This is a genomic window from Rhodovarius sp., from assembly GCF_040399605.1.
GTDB lineage: Bacteria > Pseudomonadota > Alphaproteobacteria > Acetobacterales > Acetobacteraceae > Rhodovarius > Rhodovarius crocodyli_A.
This window is the reverse complement of record NZ_JBBARU010000138.1, coordinates 1-3972: the sequence shown is the minus strand read 5'-3', so window position 1 is coordinate 3972 and position 3972 is coordinate 1. Positions and strand designations below refer to the sequence as shown.

8 protein-coding genes are annotated in these 3972 nt (G+C 65.7%); all 8 read right to left on the bottom strand.

Annotated features, from left to right (window positions below):
• Positions 1 to 230 (bottom strand): hypothetical protein (locus ABWP84_RS18230; RefSeq protein WP_353213447.1); only part of this gene is annotated, 230 nt, incomplete at its 3' end.
• A 27-nt stretch (positions 231 to 257) separates the two neighbouring features.
• Positions 258 to 476, bottom strand: coding sequence for a hypothetical protein (locus ABWP84_RS18225; protein ID WP_353213446.1), 219 nt, complete (start codon positions 474 to 476; stop codon positions 258 to 260).
• Positions 477 to 479: 3 nt separating this feature from the next.
• Positions 480 to 725: a hypothetical protein gene (locus ABWP84_RS18220; RefSeq protein WP_353213445.1), complete on the bottom strand. Its 246-nt coding sequence runs from the start codon at positions 723 to 725 to the stop codon at positions 480 to 482.
• The gene (purS, locus tag ABWP84_RS18215; protein ID WP_353213444.1) at positions 722 to 961 is read right to left on the bottom strand and encodes a phosphoribosylformylglycinamidine synthase subunit PurS; all 240 of its coding nucleotides are present in this window, start codon (positions 959 to 961) and stop codon (positions 722 to 724) included. The genes ABWP84_RS18220 and purS overlap by 4 nt, the downstream gene beginning before the upstream one ends.
• Entirely contained in the window at positions 958 to 1722 is a 765-nt protein-coding gene (gene purC, locus ABWP84_RS18210; RefSeq protein WP_353213443.1) for a phosphoribosylaminoimidazolesuccinocarboxamide synthase, read from the bottom strand. The genes purS and purC overlap by 4 nt, the downstream gene beginning before the upstream one ends.
• 28 nt (positions 1723 to 1750) lie before the next feature.
• Entirely contained in the window at positions 1751 to 2488 is a 738-nt protein-coding gene (locus tag ABWP84_RS18205) for an NRDE family protein (protein WP_353213442.1), read from the bottom strand.
• Positions 2489 to 2638: 150 nt separating this feature from the next.
• Positions 2639 to 2914 carry a hypothetical protein gene (locus ABWP84_RS18200; protein WP_353213441.1) on the bottom strand — a complete coding sequence of 92 codons (276 nt, stop codon included), beginning with the start codon at positions 2912 to 2914 and terminating at the stop codon, positions 2639 to 2641.
• Positions 2915 to 3042: 128 nt separating this feature from the next.
• Positions 3043 to 3912, bottom strand: coding sequence for an MlaA family lipoprotein (locus ABWP84_RS18195; protein ID WP_353213440.1), 870 nt, complete (start codon positions 3910 to 3912; stop codon positions 3043 to 3045).
• Positions 3913 to 3972 lie beyond the last annotated feature (60 nt).

The following is a 3972-nucleotide window of genomic DNA, read 5'->3' as shown; positions in this document are numbered from 1 at the left end:
TCCATCAAGGCTGCGCCCATCACCGCCGATAGCAGCACAATGGGGGCCACCAGCATGCAGGCCAGGAAGATGGTGCGGGGCGGGAGGTCGCGCATCCAAGCCGGCGGTAGCAGCCAATAGGCGATCCACATCAGCGGAAGGGCGGCAGCGGCCATGCCAAGCAGGATGCCACCCAGCACGGCTGCCGGAATGACGGGGAAGAACAGCAAAATGCCGGCGCTGGGTTGCATATCCCACCTCTGGCAAGAAGTGTGGCATCAGCCCTGCCAGACCCGCAACCATTGCAGCCCACCCAGCAGCAGGATGGTAACCAGCGCCGCGATAGCGGCGGCGGTCACCCAGCGATTGGCGTTGCGCTTTTGCTTCTCGACCCAGTTCATCTGGGCCGGCGGGCCGCCTTTGCCCTCACGCCAGCGCAGGCCCATGGCGGCGAGCACTGTCAGCAGCGCCATGAGCAGCAGTGAGGCCTTGACCATGGCTCACGCCCACCAGGGGTAGAAGAGCCAGCCCAGCGGATTGGAAAACCCAGCCAGCGCCAGGGAAACCGGCCAGAAAAGCCCGCCAAGAAAGGCTTTACTGAGCACGAAGAAGATCTGGGTGGTGACGTGTTGCGGTGCGACATCGAGGGCTGGCCCGAAGAGCAGATAGGCGATGGCGCTGGCCATGCGCAGCGCCGTCAACCCCACCGACAGCCAGATGAAGACGCGTAAGGAGAGTGCCTTCACACCAGTTCCACCGAGAAGCTCTCGATGACGGTATTGGCCAGCAATTGCCGCGCCATGGCCTCGGCGGTGGCGCGGGCGGCGGCGGGGTCTGTCTCTGCCAGATCGAGCAGCAGGACTTTGCCCGCGCGCACCTCCTGAACCCCGGCAAAGCCGAGTGAGCCCAGCGCCTGCTGAATGGCGCGGCCCTGGGGGTCAAGCACGCCCGGCTTGGGCATGACGGTTACCTTGATTTTCACTGCACCGTCTCCGGACCTTTTAAATCGCGCACGCCCGCCTCGGGGAGAATCCCCAGCCGTCGTGCGACCTCCTGATAGCCTTCCTCGACCCGGCCGAGATCCCTGCGGAAGCGGTCCTTGTCCATTTTCTCGCCGGTTTTGCTGTCCCATAGGCGGCAATTATCCGGGCTGATCTCATCGGCGAGGACGATGCGCATCTCGTCATTTTCGTAAAGCCGGCCGAATTCCAGCTTGAAATCGACCAAGGTGATGCCGACGCCCAGCAGCAGGCCGGTGAGGAAGTCATTCACCCGCAGGGTGAGTTGGACGATGTCATCAATATCGGCGGTGCCGGCCCAGCCGAAGGCGGTGATGTGCTCCTCGCTCACCATCGGGTCCTGCAGCGCGTCGTTCTTGTAGTAGTATTCGATGATCGAACGGGGCAGGCGGGTGCCTTCCTGGATGCCGAGCCGCGTGGCCAGGCTGCCGGCGGCGACATTGCGCACCACGACTTCGAGCGGGATGATCTCCACCTCGCGGATCAGCTGTTCACGCATGTTCAGCCGGCGGATGAAATGGGTGGGCACGCCGATTTCGCCCAGGCGGAGCATGAAATACTCGCTGATGCGGTTGTTCAGCACGCCCTTGCCGGTGATGGTGCCCTTTTTTTGGGCATTGAAGGCGGTGGCATCATCTTTGAAATATTGCACAAGGGTGCCGGGCTCGGGCCCCTCGAACAAAATCTTCGCCTTGCCTTCGTAAAGCTGGCGCCTGCGTGCCATGCGCGTCGTCCTCGAATTCCTCCGCTGCCTATAGCAGCGGGGGAGAGGGAGGGCCACTGAGCGCTGGCACCGGCCGGAAGGGCGCCTGGTGTGGCGGGCCGGCGGCGAAATCCCAGCGTGTCTCCCCCCCCAGCGCCAGCAATGAGGCCGAGACGGTGCCAAAGCCATGGCGCGGCGGCACGTTGAGCGCCTGGGCGGCCTCCCCATCGGAATCGGCCAGCAGGGCGGGCCAGGCGCCCCAATCATCGGGCGAGTCGGGCGCCGGTGCCGCACGCCAGCGGGGCAGATGCCGCGCGGTGCGCGGGCTTGCGGTATCATTGGGCGGATAGGCGGTGACCATGGACAGACCGGGGGGCAGGGTGGTGACGCGCGGGCTGCCCTCGCCCAGCCCTTCGGCATAATGGCCGCCATGGCGGTCGGCCAGGACGAGGTTGAAGGGGCGCCATTGGGCGGCATCCCAGCCGGCGATGCGGGCGGCGGCCTCGGCTGCCGAGGCCGCCTGGAGTGCGAGTAGGGGCAATTCGCCGCGGGAGCGCTTGCCGGGCTCTGGCCCCAGGCTGCCCACCCGGTTGAGCACGGCGGCCATCACCCCATGATGGTTCACCGCCATCCAACTGCCGCCACCCAGCCGGTCCCGCCCGCCGATCAGGCCGGGCCAATGGGCGGCGGGTGGGTCCCATTCGCGGTCCAGCCGCTCATCGCGATTGGCGGCGATGAGGACGGGCCAGGCGGCGGCGGGGCGATGGAGCAGGATGAGGGTACACATGAAAAGGGGCTGACTTCACAAAAGCATGTCAGGCTTTGCAGCCCGGAGCCGGGGAGAGTGACATCCGAGCCTGTGCGTGCGGTAGAAAGGCCTCAGGTCAGATCTGCAAAGCCCAGATGATGGGCGGCAGCGCCGCCATCCTCGATTCGCTTACCAGCGGCGGCCATGGCCATGGCGATACCCGCCGTGATAGCCGCCATAATAGCGCGGCCGGGGCGCGTAATAGACCGGCGGCGGCACATAGACCGGCGGCGCATAATAGCGTGGCGGGTAATAGACCGGCGCTGGCGGCGGCACATAGCGGTAAGTCTCGGGCTGATAGATATATTGCGGCTTATAGCCCTGGGCCTCGGCCTGAACCGGCGCCAGGGCAATGAAGCCGAGCCCCATCAGGGCAGCAGCGGAAAAGCGGAGCAGGGATCGCATGAGGTGGACCTCCTTTGATATGGAGCTTAATGCCCGAAGCTTACGGCGAAAACAGGGCGGCGATATGGCCCTGTTGCGATAAGACCGGCTTGCACCGGCAGGGTTGTTGGGCCGCGATGGCCTTGCTGTCAGGGTGCGGCGCGCAACTTGTCACAGGCGCTGCGGCGTGCAGCCAGATAGGCGCGCCGTGCATCGTCAAAATTCATCCTGGCCTGATCCACATTCTCGGCCCGGCCCATCCGCTCTGCCAGAATCCAGGCTGGGATACTGTCCAGCAACTCCACTGCGATGAAAACTTCGAGTGGCGGGGTGGGGCCGGTGAAGGGAACGAGGGAGGCATAAATCAGCGCATTGGCGACGATGATGTCCGAAAGCCCGTCACGCAGCGTTCTTCCGCCGATGACCGGCAGCACCACATAAGGGCCTTCGGGCACGCCGCGGGCGCAGAGGGCGAGGCCCATATCGGCATATGGGGCAGTTGGCATGCGCCGCTCGGTTGCAAGGTCGCGCAGGCCGGCGCTGCCCTGGGTGATATTGACGGCGACGCGGTCCAGCACCGTCCAGGCATCGGCCGGGCGGCCGGCGACGACCAGGGACAGCGCCTGCCAAGGCTCGGCCAGCCAGGTGGTGAGAAGGTTGGAGGCACCTTCCCGGATTTCGGGGTTCAGCGTCCCCAGGCTGGGCAGGCGCTCGCCGATGGCGTTGACATGCCCGCGGACCTCACGGTTGAAGGCGTAGAGGGTGCGGTTGAAGCTGCCCAACCAACCTTGCTCGGCGGGTGTTTCGGCGGCTGGCGGCGCGGCGCTGGCCGCCTGGGCGCCGCCCGGCTGCTGGGCTGGTGCCTGCGCGGTTGGTGCTGCCTGTGCGGCGGGAGGTTGCGCCGCGCTTGGCTGCTGCCGGGATTGCGGCTGCGACCTCGGCGTCTGAGCAAGACCCAGTTGCGGCACGGCGGCCATGAGCAGCACGCCCAGAGCCAGGAAGCGAAGAGATAACGTCATGCGATCAGATCCAAAGCCATGTTGCTTCTATAGCGCAAGGTGCTCCGGCGACACAGAGGA